We start from the raw sequence: 16,141 nt of genomic DNA on the forward strand, positions 1-16,141 counted from the left end.
CTGGCGGCGTTCAAGGGGAACCAAGAAAATGCGATTTTCGAAATGGGTCATATCGGCGGCGGGCGCTGCCATGCTGGCAACACTGGCCGGCTCTCTGTCGGTGCAGGCAGCCGAAAAAATCAAGATCGGCACCGAGGGCGCCTATCCGCCGTTCAACACCATTACCGCCGACGGCAAGGTCGAAGGCTTCGACATCGACATCGCCAATGCGCTGTGCGCGCAGATGAAGGTCGAATGCGAGATCGTTACCCAGGACTGGGACGGCATCATTCCCGCTTTGCAGGCCAAGAAATTCGACGCCATCATCGCCTCGATGAGCATCACCGAGGAGCGCAAGAAGCAGGTCGCCTTCACCAACAAATATTATACGACACCGCTGGCTCTGGTGGCGCCGAAGGACACCGATCTCACCTCGACCGAACCGGCGGCCCTTGCCGGCAAGACGGTCGGTGCCCAGGCTTCGACCACGCAGGCCGACTATGCCCAGAATGAATATGGCAAGGCGGGCGCGGAGGCCAAACTCTATCCCACCCAGGAAGAGGCGATCACCGACCTGACCAACGGTCGTCTTGACGCCGTGATCTCGGACAAGTTCGTGCTGATGGACTGGCTGAAGAAAGCAAGCGACGGCTGCTGCAAGCTGGTCGGCGACGTCAAGGGCACCGAGACCCAGGCCGGCATCGCCGTGCGCCTGGACGACACGGCCCTGCGCGACAAGCTCAACGCGGCCATCGACGCGATCGTTGCCGACGGCACCTACAAGAAGATCCAGGCCAAGTATTTCGACTTCGATATTTATTGAGGCAGAGGCGCCTTTTTCCTTCTCCCCTTGTGGGAGAAGGTGTCGCCGGAGGCGACGGATGAGGGGTGTTCCAGGGAACGCCAACGTTTCACTCCGCTGGAACACCCCTCATCCGTCTCGGCGCTAACGCGCCGATCCACCTCCCACTTGGGGAGAAGGAAAAGGCGCGCTCTCAAAGCGCCTTCACAGCCACCTTCACCGGCTGCTCGATCTCGAGCGGGTTGCGTAGCGGCAGGCCGAAATCCCCGGCCTCGATCTCGAAGACATCGCCGGCCTCGGTCGTGATGCCGTCGGCGAAGGACAGCGTCGCCGTGCCGAACATGTGCACATGCACGTCACCCGGCTGGCGAAAAGCCGCGTATTTGAAATGATGATGTTCGAGATTGGCGATGGTGTGCGACATGTTCGCTTCGCCGGACAGGAACGGCTTTTCCCACAGCACCTCGCTGTCGCGCACGATGCGCGAGGTGCCGCGGATGTCGGACGGCAGGTCGCCGATCAGGATCTCCGGCCCGAACGAGGCGTTGCGCAGCTTGGAATGCGCGAGGAACAGATAGTTCACGCGCTCGGTGACGTGGTCGGAAAACTCGTTCGACAGCGTGAAGCCGACGCGGAAAGGTGCGCCGTCGTCGCCGATGACATAGATGCCGGCGACTTCGGGCTCTTCGCCGGCGTCCTTGGCAAAGGCCGGTGACAGGAGTGCGGCGCCTGGTGCCACCGCCATCGTGCCGTTGCCTTTGTAGAACCATTCCGGCTGCACGCCGATCTGGCCTTTCGCCGGCTTGCCGCCCTCCAGCCCCATGCGGAACATCTTCATGGAATCGGTGAGCTGCTCCTCGCCGTCGGCGCTCAGCTTCTTGTGCATGGAATCGCGCGTCGCGGCGGAGCCGAGATGCGTCAGCCCGGTGCCGGTCAGGTGCAGATGCGCCGGATCGGGGTGATTGATCGGCGACAGCAGCCGCCCCTTCTTGTAAGCGGCCTCGAGATCGACCGTCTCGCCAAGCCCCTTGCGTTCGATCAGCGTGACGAGGCCGACGCCGGTGCGGGCGGCCTCCATCGCCAGCGAATAGACGCTGCGGGCGCCATTGATGATCCGGGTCTTGCCGCCATTGCGGGCGACGACGCGGATGGTCTCGGCGTCGTCAAGGATCTGGGAGATCAGCATGATGAATCCTCTCTCATTTGCCTTGGCAGGGCTGCCAAAACGGCAAACCTTGCTCAGCGCGGCCGGGACCTCGTCCATGCCACGGTTTAAATTCTCAGTTCGGATTGCGCTCGCGGGCCTGGTCCCTCAGGGACTTCTGTTACCGGCGGGTTGCCGGCAGCGTCGCGATCGTATGCCTCCTGCTTTCCTCGACCAGAGCAGTTCACCGTTTCACGGAAACGGCGAACCGCTCTAACTCATTGTCTTGGCGCAATTCCGGGCGGAAAACCGTTTCACACTTTTCCTGGAATTGCTCTTAAGTCCGTTCAAGCCTTGTTCTTGTTGTAGACGTCGAAGATCACGGCGCCGAGCAGCACCAGGCCTTTGACCACCTGCTGCCAGTCGACATTGACGCCCATGATCGACATGCCGTTGTTCATCACGCCCATGATGAAGCCGCCGACCACCGCGCCGATGACCTGGCCGACGCCGCCCATCGCCGAGGCGCCGCCGATGAAGACGGCGGCGATGACGTCGAGCTCGCTGCCGAGGCCCGCGGCCGGCACCGCCTGTCCCAGTCGCGCCGCGATGATCAGGCCGCCGAGCGCCGACAGCACGCCCATATTGATGAACACCATCAGCGTCAGCCGCTCGGTGTTGATGCCTGACAGCTGCGCGGCCTTGGCATTGCCGCCCATGGCGTAGATACGGCGGCCGATGGTCATGCGCTTGGTGACGAAGACGAACAGCGAGATCAGCACGCCCATGACGAGCAGCACGACCGGCAGGCCTCTGTAGCTGGCGAACTCATAGACCAGGAACAGCGCCAGGGCGCTGGCGACCAGCGTCTTGACGACGAACAGGGCAAAGGGCTCGGCCTCATAGCCATGGCGTTCGCGCTTGCGACGCGTCCTCACCCCGAAATAGGCATAGGCCAGCACGGCGATCAGGCCCAGCACGATCGTCGTCATGTGCAGCGTCAGGCCGCTGCCCATGATGGTCTTGCCGGCCGCGTTCACCGTCGGCGGGATCAGCGTCAGCGGGCCGATGACATCCGGGATGAAGCCCGAGCTGAGCATTTTGAAGTCGTCGGGAAGCGGACCGACCGAGGATCCGCCGCCCAGCAGCGCCTGGCAGATGCCGCGGAAGATCAGCATGCCGGCCAGTGTCACGATGAAGCTCGGTATTCTGTGATAGGCGATCCAGTAGCCTTGCGCCGCCCCGATCAGGCCGCCCACGACGAGGCAGATGATCGAAACCACCAGCGGATTGCTGAGCGGTCCAAGTTGCCAGATGACCATCATGTTTGCCGCCAGCGCGCCGATGAAACCGGCGACCGATCCGACGCTGAGGTCGATATAGCCGGAAACGATCACCAGCAGCATGCCCAGCGCCATCACGATGATGAACGAGTTCTGCTGCACCAGGTTGCTCAGGTTCACCGGCTTGAACAGCGTTCCCGACGTGGTGAACTGGAAGAACAGCATGATGACGATCAGCGCGATGATCAGGCCGTATTCGCGCAGGTTCGTCGCCAGCGCCGAGACGGCGATGCGTGGGCGCTGCTCTTCGGCGACATTGCCGTGCGGGGCGGGGGCGCTTTCGGTGCTCATGCTGCTTTTCCTTCTCCACGAACGATGGCGCGCATTATTTTTTCCTGGCTTGCTTCCGCGGCGGGCATTTCGCCCACGATGCGCCCTTCGTTCATGACGTAGATGCGGTCGGTGATGCCGAGCAATTCCGGCATTTCCGACGAGATGACCACGATCGCCTTACCCTCCGAGGCGAGTCGCGCGATGATCGTGTAGATTTCGTACTTGGCGCCGACATCGATGCCGCGTGTCGGCTCGTCGAGGATCAGCACGTCCGGGTCGGCGAACAGCCATTTCGACAGCACCACCTTCTGCTGGTTGCCGCCGGAAAGATTGCCGGTCAACTGATAGACGCTGGAAGCGCGGATATTGGTCTTCTTGCGATAGTCGTTGGCAACGGCGAGCTCGCGCATGTCGTCGATCACGCTGTGGCGGGCCACGCCGCCGAGATTGGCCAGCGTGATGTTGTGCTTGATATGGTCGATGAGGTTGAGCCCGTAGGTCTTGCGATCCTCGGTGACGTAGGCGATGCCGTGTTGGACCGCCTTGCTTACCGAGGACACATCGATCGGCTTGCCCTTGAGCAGCACCTCGCCTGTGATGCGGCGGCCGTAGGAGCGGCCGAACAGGCTCATGGCGAATTCGGTGCGGCCGGCGCCCATCAGCCCGGCAATGCCCACCACTTCGCCCTTGCGCACATTGATGTCGATACCCTTGATCACCTGCCGCTCGGCATGGAGCGGGTGATAGACCGACCAGTTCTTCACCTCGAACACGATCTCGCCGATATCAGGCTCGCGCGGCGGATAGCGGTCGTCAAGGGAACGACCGACCATCGAGGTGATGATGCGGTCCTCGGAGATGTCCTTCTTGGCTAGCGTCTCGATGGTGCGCCCGTCACGGATCACCGTCACCTTGTCGGCGACCCGGTTGATCTCGTTGAGCTTGTGCGAGATCAGGATCGAGGTCATGCCTTGCCGCTTGAATTCGAGCAGCAGGTCAAGCAGCGCCTGGCTGTCCTTTTCGCTGAGCGATGCCGTCGGCTCGTCGAGGATCAGGAGCTTGACCTCCTTGCTCAGCGCCTTGGCGATCTCGACCAGCTGCTGCTTGCCGACGCCGATATTGGTGATCAGCGTCTTGGGGTCCTCCTTGAGGCCCACCTTCTTCAACAGCGCACTGGTGCGCTCCTCGTTGGCGTCCCAGTCGATGACGCCGAATTTCGCGTGCTCGTTGCCGAGGAAGATGTTTTCGGCGATCGACAGCATCGGCACCAGCGCTAGCTCCTGGTGGATGATGACGATACCCTTGTGTTCGCTGTCCTGGATGCCCTTGAACTGGCATTCCTGGCCTTGGAAGATGATCTGGCCGTCATAGGTGCCGGAGGGATACACGCCCGACAGCACCTTCATCAGTGTCGACTTGCCGGCGCCGTTTTCGCCGACCACGGCGTGGATCTCGCCTTCCTCGACGCTGAGGTTGACGTTCGACAGCGCCTTCACGCCGGGAAACGTCTTGGTGATGTCGCGCATCTCCAAAATCGTCGGGTCCATGGGGACTACCGCTCCTTGAGAGCTCGGCAAACATTGCCGGCGAGGTCGGTGACAATACCGGGCTCGCTGGTGAACGAAAAGGGGCCCTGCGTTGCGCAGGACCCCCTGACTTTGTAACCGGGATTACTTCAGTTCGTCGGCCTTGATGTAGCCGGAGTCGACGACCAGCGCCTGGTAGTTCGACTTGTCGACTTCATGCGGCGTCAACAGGATCGAGGGAACGACCTTGACGTCGTTGTTGTAGGTCTTTTCATCGAGTCCGTCCGGCTTGCCGCCCGAGAGCACCTTGTCGACGAGCTCGACGGTGGCCTTGGCCAGTTCGCGGGTGTCCTTGAACACGGTCGAGTACTGCTCGCCCGAGATGATCAGCTTGACCGAAGCGGTCTCGGCGTCCTGACCGGTCACGATTGGCCAAGGCTGAGCTTCGGTGCCGTAGCCGACGGCGCGCAGCGAGGCGGTGATGCCGCGCGACAGGCCGTCATAGGGCGAAAGAACGCCATCGACGCGGCTGCCGTCCGAATAGTTGGCCGACAGCAGATTGTCCATGCGTGCCTGGGCGGTGGCGGCGAGCCAACGCAGCGTGCCGACCTTGTCCATGCCGGTCTGGCCGGACTTGATCTTGATCGAGCCGTCATCGATCAGCGGCTGCAGGACGGAGATGGCGCCATTGTAGAAGAAGAAGGCGTTGTTGTCGTCGGGCGAGCCGCCGAACAGTTCGACGTTCCACGGCTTGGTGTTCGGGAAGCGTTCCTTGAGGCCCTTGACCAGCGAATTCGCCTGGATCACGCCGACGCCGAAATTGTCGAAGGTGGTGTAGTAGTCGACATTGGCGGTCTTCTTGATCAGGCGGTCATAGGCGACGACGACGACGCCCGCGTCAGCGGCCTTCTGCAGAGCATCCGACAGGGTGGTCCCGTCGATCGAGGCGATGATCAGCGCCTTCGGGCCTTTGGTGATTTCGTTTTCCAGCTGGCTGAGCTGGTTGGGGATGTCGTCCTGCGCGTATTGCAGGTCGACGGTGTAGCCGAGAGCCTCGAGCTGGGACTTGACGGCATCGCCGTCATTGATCCAGCGCTGCGAGGTCTTGGTCGGCATCAGCACGCCGACGAGACCCTTGTCGGCTGCGTGCGCCGAGTAGGTCATGGCAGCGATGCCAAGGGCCGCGACGGCGGCCAGTGTCTTGATGATTTTCACTTTAACTCTCCCTGTTTGATGGACGCGGCACCCCGGGGGTCGCGGGCCGCGCAATCGTGCAGAAGCGCCAAGGCACCGCTGCCGTCATATCGATCTCCGGTATCCTCCCATGGCCCCGAGACGCTGATTCAATCGATACGATTTTTCTCGTCGGCGACCGTCACGTCTTGGAACGCGCGGAGGGTGTGGGTCTTTGCCATAACTGTCAAATGCGATCTTTGATGGTTGCTATATCATGGTTGGTATATGTATTGCGACGTGACGGGCTGACCCCGATGTCGGTCGTACACGAGCAGAAGGCAGGGAAAGCGATGGCGCGGCCAGCGAATCCGACAACAGCTTCAGATGGTTACAGAGAAGCACCGGGCGATGGCGAAACCCTGCTGCGCAGCGGTCTCAGTCTGCGTCACATGCGCATGATCGTCGCGCTCGACGACCATGGCCGGGTCAGCGCGGCAGCCCAGGTTCTGAACATTTCGCAGCCGGCGGCCTCGCGCATGATCGCGGAGATGGAGGCGGTGCTGGAGGTCAAGCTGTGCGAGAGGCTGCCGCGCGGCATCACCTTGACGCCATACGGCAAGGCTTTGGCCAGGCGCGCGCGCTCGATCCTGCTGGAGATGCGCGAGGTCGACCGCGAGATTTCCGAGCTCAAGGCGGGCAAGGGTGGTTCGGTTTTCCTGGGTGCCGTGACCGCGCCGGCAATCGAGCTGGCGGTGCCGGCAATTCGTGAAATCCGCCGCATCTATCCGCGCATCGAGATCACCATGCAGGTCGAGACCTCCAATGTGCTGGCACGCGAGCTGATCGCCACGCGCCATGACTTCATCATCGCGCGCATCCCGGACGACCTCAATCCGCGGCTGTTCGAGTCGCGCGTCATCGGCGTCGAGAAGGCCTGCCTGATCGTGCGCCGTGGCCACCCGCTCACCAGGGGCAGCGTGGTGCGGCTGGAAGACACCGCCGCCTATGACTGGGTCTTCCAGTCTGGCGGCTCGCCCTTGCGCCAGGCGATGGAGAGCAACTTCCTCAACCGCAACATCGCTTTGCCGGACCGTATCCTGAACACCAGTTCGCTGCTCCTGACCCTGGTCATGGTCGCGCAATCCGATGCCATCGCACCGGTCTCTGTCCAGGTGGCGAAATTCATCCAGAACCCTGACGGGCTGGCCGGCGCCATCGACGTCGTCCAGACCGAATTCGACATCGAGGTCAGGCCCTACAGCCTGATCACGGTGAGGAATCGCGCGCTGTCGCCGGCCGCCAAGATGCTGCACGACTTCATTCTGAGGGAAGTGGGATGATGGCTGGATCAGGTAAGCTTCTCCGGCGAAAGCGCCGCCAGGCCGAGGCCAGCGAAAGCGCACTGGGAACATTATTTCCCGCCGATGCGTTCATGATCTTGCAAGGGACGATTTCTTCTGGAGGCTGAACATGCGCAGCTTCGAAATCATCGACCTGCTTTGCGTGATCGAGGCCTGCAAGCACGATCGATCGGTCGGCAATTTCGTGTCCATGGCTGAAGGCGTGGAAGAATTGCGGGTGTTGACCGGCGATTTCGTTTCATCGGATGACGCGGCGGCAAACGCCCTCGCAACGGTGGCGCTGGCGAGAGGCTGCTCGGTTGTGTTCGACGAACAGGCAGGCGCTGAAATGGTTCTGACGCCTTAGACTGGAGCGGGTAGCGGGAATCGAACCCGCGCGTTCAGCTTGGGAAGCTGACAAGCTACCATTACATCATACCCGCGTGCGCCCTCGTTAGCATGAGGGTTGGCCTTCGGGCAATCGCAAAGCGGTCCGTTTCGGCACGACGCCGTCGTGCTGCGGATCACGGCGCGCCTGCGGCCGTGAATTGCCGGTTTGCCTTCGCGGCCTTGTCGCTGGTGGCGAAACTTGGCCAGTATTTCGAGATGGCCAGCGTCGCGCCGGCGGAAGAGAAGTGGCCATAGTCGAAGTAGAGAAATTCATTGGTCTTGGCGTCGGCGTATGAACAACCGGCCGAGTCGCACAGATACGTCAGCGGATCTATGAAATCGGCCCCTTTGGTGAACGGCAGAACCCGTGCGTTGATGCCCGGATCCATAGCCATGGGCCAGGATGTGGTTGCGGCATGCTCCCGCTTCACGAAAAAAGCGATCTTCTGGACGTCGGCGATGAATTCCGGAGACTGACCGACGGTATAGATCTTGACCCCCATCTCGCGAAGCCGGTCGATCGTCTTCTGCAGGCCGTCGAAGCCCCTGGCCTGGTAGTCGGTCCATCGGCCGCTCAGGATCACCGCCTGGATGTTTGCGTCGCGAATGATCGACAAGGCCCGTTCGTTGAAGCGGGTGCAGGCGGGCCGAGCATAGGAAAAATAGGTCAGGTCGGGCGGACAGCCGGCATAGGTGTATTGGATGACATTGGCCTGGATTTTCTGGGCGTTGGGCTCAAGTCCCGATACATAATGGGCAGCGAAAGAATCGCCCCACAGCAGCACATTGGTGGCAAAGCCCGTTGTACGGGTGCAGTCGGCGAGATTCCAGTCTTCGATGCGGGTCCCGTTTTCGTTGAAGCAGATGCCGTTGCGCCAGTCGCCGACCCGGATACGTTCGGTCGAGAAGTCCGGGAACCGTTGCGGGAAACCGTTGCCCAGTGCACCGGCCAAACCACCGGCGCACAGCAGCGCGATGGCCGTCGCCGAAAAAGCGAAGATAGGCAGCGGTGCGGTATAGGCTCGTTTCTGGCGGAAGGGCTGCTCGACATATTTCCAGGAGAATGCCGCCAAGGCGAAACTGGCCACCGTCATCGCGACAATCGTTGGCACACCGACGGTCTTCAGCGAGAGATAATGGACGAACGAGTTGATTGGCCAGTGGACGAGGTAAAGCGAATAGGAAATCAGGCCGACCCAGACCAGCGGCGCCAACCGAAGCACGCGAGTGGCGACAGGTGCCGGCCTGTCGGCGTTATCCTGGCCAGCATAGATCAGCAGTGCTGTTCCGATGCAGGGGAATAGGGCATTGTAGCCGGGAAACGGATCGCTGTCCGAAATCATCACAAAGCCAAACGCAATCAGGGCAAAGCCGGCGAGGCCGATCAGTTCCACCGCCAGCCGACCGGCTAGGACCGGAGGCTTCCGCAACATCAGCATGGCGCCCAGCGCCAGCTCCCATATGCGCGTCGGCAAGAGATAGAAGCCTGCCGTCGGTGCCAGCGAGGTTGCTATGACTGCCAGGGCAAAGCTGCCGACGGCCATCGGCAGAAGTACCGTCAGCCAGCGCTTCGAGACGTATCGGTGGATCAGATAAAGCAGGATCGGCGCGAAGATATAATACTGCTCTTCCACCGAAAGCGACCATGTGTGCAGGAGCGGCCGCAGTTCTGCGTCGATGGAGAAATAGTTCGTCGTTCTCCAGAAATAGATATTCGACCAGAAGGTCGCGGCGGCGATCACGCTAAGGCTGAATTCGTGGAGATCCGAAGGCAGAAGGATGAACCAGGCGGCAATGCTCGCGAGCAGGATGACGAAGGTCAGCGCCGGCAGGATGCGCCGGGCGCGGCGCCAGTAGAAGCGGCCGATCGAGAACTGGCCCCGCTCAAGATCATCGAGCAGGCTGCCGCTGATCAGATAGCCCGATATGACGAAGAAGATGTCGACACCGGTGAAGCCGCCAGGAATGGCGGACACGCCGAAATGGAAGAGCACGACGGGCAGCACCGCAACGGCCCGCAGGCCGTCGATGTCGCGCCGGTAGTTCATCCGGCCGGCTCGCGCGCGACCACCATGATCCGTGCGGCCGCACCCGACACGCTCATGCGGCGATGCCTTCGGTCGTGCTGAAAATCCCGGCTCGTCGGTCTCACAGGCTTACCCTCAGGCAGCAATTTTGCTGCGCTGCAACATGGGTGTCAAGGCATATATTGGCTGTCGCGAAATCCGCCAGGAACGCACAGGATCAGGCGCCGGGCAGATAGATTACCGCGTAATCGTCCGAGTAGGCCCGTTTCCAGCCCAACTGGTCGAAGAAGGGAATCCGGCTGTCGTCGGCCGACAGCAGCGCCCAATCTATTGCGTATTTCTTCAGGCGGGCTTCGAGGAGCGGCTTGCCGTCTCCGCGTCCGGTGTCGTTGTCGCTCTTTGTGAAGCCGCCCAGGAACAGCTGGTCCGTCCGTCCGTCGATATAGGTCTTGAACCCATGGAAAATCAGCGTGCCGCCGAAATTGTAGGAATTCAACACATTGCCGGACAGATGATGGCTTTGCGCGAAGGCCAGCGCCCCGCTGGCCGATGTCTTCGGGCTCGGCGCGACCTGATAGGCGCTGCCGAGCACGGCGATCCCGCCGATCAGCAGAACGGCTGCCGTGCCGCAGATGGCGTAGAACCGTCTGGCTAAGAATCTCTCCAGCCCGTCGCGCTTTTCGGCCAGCCATGCGGTGGCTGAAAGCGAGTGATATTGCTGTGCGACCTCGGCCGCCATCACCAGCGGAATCAGCAGGAAGAACAGATACATGAAGCGCACATGGGCGAGATAGACATGCAGGGTGAAGACGACGAACAACGCCTTGGCCCAGCCAATTCGCAACCGGGACACCAGAAGCCCGAAAAGCGCCAGCAGCATCGCCGCTTCCTGGACAGGACTGTCCGGCTGACTGAACGGTTTCCATTCCATGATCAGCGACACCGCCTCATTGCCGTAGGCCACGGCGAGCGTCGCGAGGATGGCCTGGACGCCGTAGGGGTGGATCAGGCTCACCAGCGGGCAAAGCAGGCCGAACGCGATCCACTTCGCCAGCAGGGACGGTTTCGACAGGCCCGTGCGCGCCAGCAGATCGAGACCGGCGAAAGCCGCGATGACGAAGCTCAAGGTGAAGGTGGCGTGCAGGTTCGCCCATAATACGACCAGCACAAGCAGCCACCAGGGCGGCGCCCGTTCTTCCCTTGCCGCACCGAAGAGGACCGCTGTCCAGATGACGATGATCGGGAAGGTGAAGACATGCGGACGCGCCGTGAAGATCGGGTTGATCAGGAACACCGCGGCGAACGCCAGTGTAATCGCCAGGATCGGCTTCAGCCATGCGCTGAGAAACCACCCCATCAGGAAAACCGTCAGTGAGATCGAGGCGATGATCGCGGTGACGACCCCGTTCCAGCCGCCCGCCCGGTAGGCAAGAGCCAGCAGGACCTGCCCCAGCCATTCCTTGGCAATCCAGGGCTGGCCGGCAAACGTGTAGGAATAGGGATCGACGGTCGGAAATGTCCGGTTAGTCAGGAAATCCAGACCGACCTTCACTTGCCACCAGCTGTCGGGATCCTGCAGGGTGGCGCCTGCCTGGGCACCCAACGCACCCGCCATCGCCAAGGCCGCGAGCAGGCAGAAGATCAGCCTGCTCCGCTCGTTGTATGTCGCGGCCGCCGCACTGGCCTGAGCGTCGTTCATGCTGCGCCGCCTCTAATCGGTTCCGGTGACAGTTGGGTGTTCAAGGTGTTGGATTGGCGGGCTGCCGCCGAGGCTTGTCGGCCACCCGAACTGTGCGGTCGGTGCTGTCGTCCCCACGCCCCACAAACACGAAGCGAGCCGAGCCAAGATAGAAAACAACCGAATAGACGCAGATTCCCGCGAGGTGGACCAGCGGGTTTTCGACGATGCCTGCTGAACGGGCGGCGATTACGACGGCCAGATTGATGCTGTAGGCGACCAGAAAGACACCCCCATAGCGCAGCGCGGTCCCGGGCTTGAAGCCATCGGCTCTGCTGAAGGTCCATTGGCGGTTGAGGAAGAAGCCGAGGACAAGGCCGGCGGCATAGCCCGTGGCGTTGGCAAGGATGTCGCCCAGACCCAGCGCAAGCCCGGCCAGAATGACCGCGTATCCCAGCGCCGTGTTCAACAGACCGACGGCGCCAAATCGCAGCATCCTCGGGAAGTCAAACGGCAGGCTTGACCACATGCGCAAAATATTGGGCTCCGACAGGTACCTTGGTGAGGAAGCGCTCGAACGGCCTCAGTCTCGCAAGCATCCGAGGAAAGAAAATCCGGTAGACGATCCTCGTATTGGCAAGGCCCGCCTCGGCCATGCGCCCGCGCATCTCGCGCGAATTTATCAAAACCGCGTTTTCGTCGAAGGCACAGTTCCTCACCGCGTGCGTGGTCAGCGGGTTCCAAGGATTGTGTTCGAAGACGAAGAAGCTGCCGCCATAGGCCAGCACCCTGCCGATCTCGGCGAACAGTCCGATCTGCAGGTTCTCGGGGATATGGTGGAAGACGCAGGCCGCGAAGGCCAGGTCGAAGCTGCCGTCGGCAAAGGGAATTGTCTTGCCGTCGAAATGCGTGAAGGCGGCCTGGCCGGGAAAGCGCTTGCTGGCGATGTCGAGCGATTCCCGCGAAGGATCGAGCAAGGTGATCTCCGCGTCGGGAAACGCGTTGCGCATATGGCCGAGCGAATTGCCGACGCCGGCGCCGAAATCCAGTATTCGTCGCGGTTTGACACCGGCCCGCCGCAGCGTCGCGGCGACGTCGTCGATCTTGTACCTGGCGAAGAAATCCGGGTTTTCGCCGCTCAGCCTTATGCTTGCGGCATGCTGCTCCTGATATTCCCGCGCAAACTGGTCGAATTCCGCCTCAACCACGCGCGGCTCTTTTCGCCATCTCCTGCAGGCGATGGACCGGCAATTCGCCGTCCTCCACTGCCTGGCTGCGCGAAACGATCTCGTTGACGAAGTAGAGCGGCCGCCGCTTTGTCTCCATGTACATGCGCCCGAGATACTCGCCGAAGATTCCGAGCACCATAAGCTGGACGCTGCCGAGGATCAGCACGATCGCGGCAAGGCTGGTCCAGCCGGGCAACACGTTTCCGACCGACCATTCGAGCAGCGTGTAGCCGAGCACGACCAGCCCCAGGAGCCCGAATGCCATTCCGAGCAGCGAGGCGAAGCGCAAGGGCACGATGGAGAAGCTGGTCATCGCGTCGATCGCCAGGAGAAGCATTTTCTTCAGCGGATAGTGGGTGGTGCCGGCAAAGCGGCGGTGCCGCTCATAGGGGAAAGCCACCTGTCTCAGCCCGATCCAGCTCACCATGCCGCGAATGAACCTGTAGCGTTCTGGCATCGCGTTCAGATGGTCGAGCGCGCGCCGGTTCATCAGCCGGAAATCACCGGTATTCGGGGCTATGTCGACGTCCACCATCCGGCGCAGCAAGCGATAGAACATGGACGCGGAGGCGAGCTTGAACCAGCTTTCGCCATCGCGCGTCAGCCTCTGGCCGTAAACCACATCGAAGCCTTCGTTCATCTTCGTTATCATCGCGCCGAGCAGTTCAGGCGGATCCTGCAGGTCGGCATCGAGAATGAGAATGCGCTGGCCGCGACAGAATTCGAGCCCGGCGCTCAACGCGATCTGGTGGCCGTAATTGCGGGCAAGGTCGATGGCGACGATATGGTCGTCCTTTTCGGCCAGCTGCAGAATGGCCTCGCGCGTACCGTCGGTCGCGCCATCGACGACAAGGACGATCTCGTAGGAAGGGCCTTGCCCAAGGCATGCGGCCGTTACCCGCCGATGCAGTTCGGCCACGCCATCCAGCTCGTTGTAGCATGGGATGACCACCGACAGCATGACGCCGCGTCGCGCGGTGTTTCTCTCCGTCTCCACCAAAGCCTTGCTCCCGCTATCCGATTGGGAATAGCGGCAATTGGTTAGAAAACAGATAAGCCAGCGGGATCGGCCGCAACCGTGGGCCGGCCATCATTTCTGCCGCACGCGGCCACCGCCCGAACCGGCAATTCCATGCGGATGCGGGCGCCTTGCCAGGAGCCGGCCAATATCCGGATGGAGCCTTCGTGCAGCAGTGCGATCTGCCGGGCAAGGTTCAATCCCAGGCCCGCGCCGCGCGATTGCGGCCGCAGTCGGTAGAAGGGCTCGAAAACGTTCTCGTGCTCATCGGCTGGAATGCCTGGGCCTTCGTCGCGGATTTCGACGCCGCCGTTTTCATCGATCGCTATGGTGATCGTGCCGGAACCGCCGCCATGATCGATGGCATTGCGCACGAGATTTGCCAGCGCCCGCTCGATCTGCAGCACGTTGATCTCGACATGGACCTTGTTGGCTGGCGGCTCGAAGGCAAGATCGTAGCCTGCTTCGATGGCGAGCGGGGCGAAGTCGGCGGCGACCCGGCCGACAAGATCGCAGAGGTCTATGATCTGGCGCTGGTCCGCCGGGCGGTCGAGCAGCTGGTGGTCGAGCAGCTGTTGCGCAAGATGCGACAGGCGCTCGATGTCATGCAGCAGGCGCGCGCTTTGCGGTTCCTGCTTCAGCAATTCGGCGCGCGTGCGCAGGATGGCGATCGGCGTGCGCAGTTCGTGCGCCGCGTCGGTGAGGAAGCGGTTGTGCCGGTCATAGCCCTGGGCGAGGCGCGCCAGCGTCTGGTTGAAGGCATGCACCAGCGGCGCGATCTCCTGCGGCACATTCTTGACCGGCAGTTGCATCGCACGGGTGCCGATGTCGATGCGCGCGGCCTGCTGGACGGTGTCGACGAGGCCGGCAAACGACCGGCGCACGACGGCTGGCGTCGTCACCAGGGTCGTGGCTCCCATGACGAGGACGATCGGCAGCAGCAGGATGACGATGATGGCCGCGAGAGCGGGAAGCGCCTTCTCCCAGTTCCTGCTGCCGTCCGGGTTCTTGGCGACGTCGATGGTGGCCGAAATGGTGACTTCGAGGCCGTCGGTCTCTTCCCGCGACGATCGCGTCGCGGCAATGATCTGAACCGTGCCAGCCTTGGTCGAAACTTTTTCGAGGTAGGCCTCCGGCCTCAAATCATCTTCGGAAAATCCGATGGTGGCGTGATCGGCCTGGCCCAGCAGATCGCCAAAATTCCTGGTGTAGACGTCGGGTATGCTGCCGAAGCGGATGCTCTGGCCGTTGTTGTCGCGGATGATGTACCAGACATTTGGGAAACCCTCACGAAACGAACGCAACCCATCGGTCTCATGGACGATCAATTTGCCGTTGCCGTCACGATCGACGGCATCCTTGAGGGCGGCGACGGCAGCCTCGTTGTCGACAAGAAGCCGTGGATCGGCGATCCACAGCGCGGCCGCGCACAGCACGATGAAGACAAGAAGCGTCGCCGCCTGCAACAGGATCATCCGCCGCACCAGCACCCATTGCAGCGATCGCGCGCGCGCCTTCTTCACGAGGCTGCCCGCAAGAGATAACCGAGGTTGCGGATCGCCCTGATCTCGATGCCGGCAGTGACGTCGTCGAGCTTGCGGCGCAGCCGCGAAATATGCGCATCCAGTGCATTGGAGCCGATCTCGTCGTCGAGAGCATAGACGGCTTCTTCCAGCGCCCCGCGCATGATCGTCCGGCCCGGCCTGCGGATGAGCGTTTCGAGCACCAGCCGCTCGCGCCGCGGAAGCTCCAGCGCCTGGTCCTCGACAAGCGCCTCGCGATGGCGGAAGTCATAGGTGAGGCGGCCGACCATCACCTGATTGGCACGCGTGGTGAACGAACGCCGGTGCAAGGCATTGAGCCTGGCAACCAGTTCCACCGTTGCGAACGGTTTGACCATGTAGTCGTCGGCGCCGGCATCGAGCCCCGCCACGCGATCGTCGAGCCCGCTGAGCGCGGTCAGCGCGATCACCGGCACGTCCAGATGCAGGGCCCGCAGGCGCGGGATCAGGCTGAGGCCATCGCCATCCGGCAGCCGGCGGTCCAGCACCACCGCGTCATGGTGGCCGAGCCGCGCCACGGCTTCGGCATCCGCCAGTGTCGCGGCATGGTCGACGATGATGTCCTGGCGCTCGAGCGCGGTCTTCAGCACCGAGGCCATTTCCGGCTCGTCCTCGATCAGCAGGATGCGCATGCGCACTCTCCGTCACAGGCAG

At 62.1% G+C, this 16,141-nt stretch carries 14 protein-coding genes and 1 tRNA gene; 3 read left to right on the forward strand and 12 right to left on the reverse strand.

Going from position 1 to position 16,141, the window contains the following annotated elements; translation table 11 throughout:
• Window positions 1-28 precede the first annotated feature (28 nt).
• Window positions 29-802 (forward strand): ABC transporter substrate-binding protein, encoded by a 774-nt coding sequence (locus A4R29_RS03745; protein WP_024503157.1) that lies wholly within the window; start codon window positions 29-31, stop codon window positions 800-802.
• A gap of 172 nt (window positions 803-974) precedes the next feature.
• On the opposite strand, the gene araD1 is transcribed toward A4R29_RS03745, so the two are convergent.
• From araD1 to chvE, 4 genes are all read right to left on the reverse strand, one after another.
• The gene (araD1, locus tag A4R29_RS03750; protein ID WP_063173549.1) at window positions 975-1,967 is read right to left on the reverse strand and encodes an AraD1 family protein; all 993 of its coding nucleotides are present in this window, start codon (window positions 1,965-1,967) and stop codon (window positions 975-977) included.
• Window positions 1,968-2,272: 305 nt separating this feature from the next.
• Entirely contained in the window at window positions 2,273-3,559 is a 1,287-nt protein-coding gene (gene mmsB / locus A4R29_RS03755) for a multiple monosaccharide ABC transporter permease (protein WP_013533634.1), read from the reverse strand.
• Window positions 3,556-5,088: a multiple monosaccharide ABC transporter ATP-binding protein gene (gene mmsA, locus A4R29_RS03760; RefSeq protein WP_063171205.1), complete on the reverse strand. Its 1,533-nt coding sequence runs from the start codon at window positions 5,086-5,088 to the stop codon at window positions 3,556-3,558. The genes mmsB and mmsA overlap by 4 nt, the downstream gene beginning before the upstream one ends.
• 123 nt (window positions 5,089-5,211) lie before the next feature.
• Window positions 5,212-6,282 (reverse strand): multiple monosaccharide ABC transporter substrate-binding protein, encoded by a 1,071-nt coding sequence (gene chvE / locus A4R29_RS03765; RefSeq protein ID WP_027161715.1) that lies wholly within the window; start codon window positions 6,280-6,282, stop codon window positions 5,212-5,214.
• A 311-nt stretch (window positions 6,283-6,593) separates the two neighbouring features.
• Between chvE and A4R29_RS03770 the strand changes: the two genes are divergently transcribed.
• Window positions 6,594-7,583 carry a LysR family transcriptional regulator gene (locus tag A4R29_RS03770; protein ID WP_027161714.1) on the forward strand — a complete coding sequence of 330 codons (990 nt, stop codon included), beginning with the start codon at window positions 6,594-6,596 and terminating at the stop codon, window positions 7,581-7,583.
• A gap of 130 nt (window positions 7,584-7,713) precedes the next feature.
• On the forward strand, window positions 7,714-7,950 hold the full coding sequence (locus A4R29_RS03775; protein ID WP_024503153.1) for a hypothetical protein: 237 nt from the start codon (window positions 7,714-7,716) through the stop codon (window positions 7,948-7,950).
• 2 nt (window positions 7,951-7,952) lie between these two features.
• Here A4R29_RS03775 and A4R29_RS03780 read toward each other — a convergent pair.
• The 8 genes from A4R29_RS03780 to A4R29_RS03815 all read right to left on the reverse strand — a co-directional run bounded on the left by A4R29_RS03780 (window position 7,953) and on the right by A4R29_RS03815 (window position 16,119).
• Window positions 7,953-8,026, reverse strand: a tRNA-Gly gene (locus A4R29_RS03780).
• 81 nt (window positions 8,027-8,107) lie between these two features.
• On the reverse strand, window positions 8,108-10,021 hold the full coding sequence (locus A4R29_RS03785; protein ID WP_063171206.1) for an acyltransferase family protein: 1,914 nt from the start codon (window positions 10,019-10,021) through the stop codon (window positions 8,108-8,110).
• A gap of 196 nt (window positions 10,022-10,217) precedes the next feature.
• Window positions 10,218-11,699 carry a hypothetical protein gene (locus tag A4R29_RS03790; protein ID WP_063171207.1) on the reverse strand — a complete coding sequence of 494 codons (1,482 nt, stop codon included), beginning with the start codon at window positions 11,697-11,699 and terminating at the stop codon, window positions 10,218-10,220.
• A 40-nt stretch (window positions 11,700-11,739) separates the two neighbouring features.
• Window positions 11,740-12,207, reverse strand: coding sequence for a GtrA family protein (locus A4R29_RS03795; protein ID WP_063170021.1), 468 nt, complete (start codon window positions 12,205-12,207; stop codon window positions 11,740-11,742).
• Entirely contained in the window at window positions 12,185-12,886 is a 702-nt protein-coding gene (locus A4R29_RS03800; protein ID WP_013533626.1) for a class I SAM-dependent methyltransferase, read from the reverse strand. The genes A4R29_RS03795 and A4R29_RS03800 overlap by 23 nt, the downstream gene beginning before the upstream one ends.
• Window positions 12,879-13,868 carry a glycosyltransferase gene (locus tag A4R29_RS03805; protein ID WP_174299097.1) on the reverse strand — a complete coding sequence of 330 codons (990 nt, stop codon included), beginning with the start codon at window positions 13,866-13,868 and terminating at the stop codon, window positions 12,879-12,881. Before A4R29_RS03805 ends, A4R29_RS03800 begins: the two co-directional genes overlap by 8 nt.
• A gap of 80 nt (window positions 13,869-13,948) precedes the next feature.
• Window positions 13,949-15,448: a sensor histidine kinase gene (locus A4R29_RS03810; protein WP_063171209.1), complete on the reverse strand. Its 1,500-nt coding sequence runs from the start codon at window positions 15,446-15,448 to the stop codon at window positions 13,949-13,951.
• A complete protein-coding gene (locus tag A4R29_RS03815) occupies window positions 15,445-16,119 on the reverse strand; it encodes a response regulator (protein ID WP_063173550.1) in 675 nt (224 codons plus the stop codon). Before A4R29_RS03815 ends, A4R29_RS03810 begins: the two co-directional genes overlap by 4 nt.
• Window positions 16,120-16,141: the final 22 nt, after the last annotated feature.

The organism is Mesorhizobium ciceri biovar biserrulae (genome assembly GCF_001618845.1).
Taxonomy (GTDB): domain Bacteria; phylum Pseudomonadota; class Alphaproteobacteria; order Rhizobiales; family Rhizobiaceae; genus Mesorhizobium; species Mesorhizobium ciceri.